Annotated in this window: 1 protein-coding gene; it reads left to right on the top strand. The window is 33.5% G+C overall.

Annotation, left to right across the window (positions count from 1 at the left end; translation table 11 throughout):
- Positions 1–459: 459 nt before the first annotated feature.
- Positions 460–3,290: class I SAM-dependent methyltransferase (locus ACP6PM_RS15795; protein ID WP_426586204.1), on the top strand; the 2,831-nt coding region annotated here is incomplete at its 3' end.

Genomic DNA, 3,290 nt, shown 5'->3' with positions numbered 1-3,290 from the left:
CTGAAGCGCACGCCGGATGTAGATGGATAGTAAAATTTTCCGACTATTGCGTATAGAGCAATAATAAATTCATTTCCTGAAGCGCACGCCGGATGTAGATGGATAGTAAAATTTTCCGACTATTGCGTATAGAGCAATAATAAATTCATTTTCTGAAGCGCACGCCGGATGTAGATGGATAGTAAAAATTTTCTACTATTGCGTATATAGCAATAATAGATTCATTTTCTGAAGCGCACGCCGGATGTAGATGGATAGTAAAAATTTTCTACTATTGCGTATATAGCAATAATAGATTCATTTTCTGAAGCGCACGCCGGATGTAGATGGATAGTAAAATTTTCCGACTATACTGGAAACTCACTTAGAGATTACTTTTAACTTTTGACTTGGGTGTAACGCTATACTTCTTCAAGATTATAATTTTAGTAAAAAACAATTTAGGGAAATCTTACCAATATGGAAAAAGTTGAAATAGCAGATAAACAACCTCAAAAACTAGCAGCAACTACTGGATTTTTAGACCAAGTAGCAATCGAAAATGAAACTGTTTGTTTAAGTGGATGGGTTCTCTCTTTTGAGTCTGAACCTGTAACTAATTTTAAGGTTTTATTTGGCAGTAAAAAATTAACAGGATTTGCCTTAACTCAAGGTCTTCCTAGTCCTGGAGTAAGAAGGGCACATCCAAATATTTCTGCTGCTAATAATGCTCGGTTTATTATTAGGTTGCCTATGAATAAACAGCAGCAACAAGAATTTAAAGATGCTCTAATTATTTTAATTCCTTTAGTAGAAAATTGTGAAGGAGAACCTCTGTTAAATGCGGTTACTCCTGCTTTATCTTCTTTAGTAAAAACACCAGAAGCAAATAATTTACCAATCCAAACTCCGCAGGTAGAATTGATTTCTGTTCATGTGCCAAAAGCTGCTGGAACTGCTTTTAGACAGGTTTTATTACAGGTTTATGGAACTCAAGGGGTTCTAACTGATAAAACTAATATGTTTGAAGATAATATGCCAGCTACTATTCATTGGCAAACTAAAGTTATTGAGGGTCATTTTCGGGCGGGTAAGTATGATAAATTATTTCCTAATGCTCAGAGAATTACATGGTTAAGAGAACCGATCCGGCGCTTAATTTCTGATTATTGTTTTCGCCACATATCTAATCCTACTAAAGACCATCTAAATAAAGAAGGTTTGTTAAAGTTTGCTCAAAGTAATAGTAATTTGATGACTTATTGTGTAAATGGTAAGTCTCTAGATTATTTTGATTTTGTGGGAATTACAGAATATTTTGCTGAAGATTTACTGGAACTGAAAAATATTTTAGGTTGGTCTGATTATGAGGTAATTTATCAAAATAGAAATCCTTATCCAGAATATGTTGAATTTCAAAAGGAAGTCTTATCAGATAAAAAATTAATGGATGATTTAGCTGCTGCTAATAGTGAAGATATAGAACTTTATGCAGCAGCTTTAAAATTAGCAGAAGGAAGAAGTAAAGAATTTAGAATTCAGAATTTAGAATTTAGAAGTCAAAAAGAAGTCAGAAGTCAGAAGTCAGAAGTTGGGAGTGACATTAATTTACCTGAAAAAAATATAGTTAATTTGGAGCAATATCCGGTGACAGAAAAAACAGAATTATTACCAACATTAGGTTCTCTAGACAAGGCAGAATTTAATAACCAAGAATTATTACTTACAGGTTGGGTGGTTGCTCCTAATTCGGGGGAGGTAAAAGGTTTCAAATTAACTATTGCAGATACGAGAATAGATAAGTTTGAAGCTGCTTTGAATTTACCAAGTCCAGATGTGGAAAAATTACACCGTAATCTTAATACTTCTGGTAAAGCAAGATTCCGCCTGAAAGTACCTCTGAGATACGAACAAATTTCACAATTCTCCAATTCTAATATTGCTTTAACTCCAATTTTCAAAGATGGTGAAGGTAGGGTTTTATCCAAAGTATTAGGCAATTCCAAACAACAAGATTTTTCAGAAGCACCTATAGTTTTAGAAGAATCAGAAAAACCAATTACAAAAGCAGTTCAACCATTTAGACACAATCAAAAATCAGAAGTTGAAAATCAACAATATTCTGGGATTAACAAATCTATTAGTTCGATAGTGGTTGATTGTTTTGGTTATTTAGATAAGGTAGGAATTTCCGATAAAAAATTAGTAATATATGGTTGGGTTGGTTCGGAAAATTTTGGTTCTGTAGAAGGTTTTAAAGTTGTTATTGGGGGTAAAAAAATTACTTCTTTTGCACAAGAATTAGGTCTACCTAGTCCAGATATAGCAAAAGTTCGCCCTAAACTTAATAATGCTGAAAATTCTCGGTTTCGCTTGGAAATTTCCCTCTCTAAAACACAACTACAAAACTGTCAAAATTCTCTGATTGCTGTTACTCCAATATTTCAAGGGGAAGAGGGAAATATTCTGTTTAAATTATTTAAACCTTCCCTACCTATTCCTGATCATAAGTATATAGATGGGGGAGCGAGTAATTTTATTCCGAGAAGCTTTAAGTTTTTAGGCGACTTTATCCAAAGGGTAGGTCTTAAATCTACTGCTGAAGTTTTAGAAGTTGGTTGTGGAATTGGGAATATTGCTTATGGTCTTTCTTATTATTTACAGTCTCCAGGGCGTTATGAAGGATTGGATTTTTCTGAGGAGTTAATATCTTGGGCGCAGGAAAATATTACAACTAAAAAACCTCATTTTAATTTTCGGCATATAGATTCAGATTTTCAATTTCTCTACGATGAAAAAAGTTTTGATTTTGTTTTTATTAGTTCTAGGTTTACTCAGGTGAGTGGGAGTGAGATTCGTAATTATTTAGATGAGGTTTATCGAGTTTTAAAATCTGGTGGTCGTCTGTTATTTAATTGTTTCTTGGTTAACCATGAGTCAGAACAATTAATTTCTGAAGGTAAAAGTTCTCAACTTCTTATTCATCGAGTTCAAGAAGGTTTTGCTAAGGACATAAATGCACCAGAAAAAGGTATGGGTTTTCTGGAGTCTTTATTTTTGGAGTGGGCGAATAATTCTGGTTTTGATGTGTTAGGAAAATTCTATGGTTCTTGGTGTGGGAGAGTGGGTTGTAAAAGTTATCCAGATATGTTGATTCTTGAGAAGCAAGAAGGCAGGAATTTAGAATTGAGAATTGAGAATTCAGAATTGATAAGTCAAAAAGAGGAAGTCAAATCTGGGAAGTCAGAATTTAATATTGAGAAGCAAGAAGGCAGGAATTTAGAATTGAGAATTGAGAATTCAGAATTGAT

Origin of the sequence: Dapis brunnea BLCC-M229 (genome assembly GCF_050015995.1) — a bacterium.
Taxonomy (GTDB): Bacteria; Cyanobacteriota; Cyanobacteriia; order Cyanobacteriales; family Microcoleaceae; genus Trichodesmium.
The sequence above is the reverse complement of the archived record's forward strand: the minus strand, read 5'-3'. Positions and strand labels throughout refer to the sequence as shown.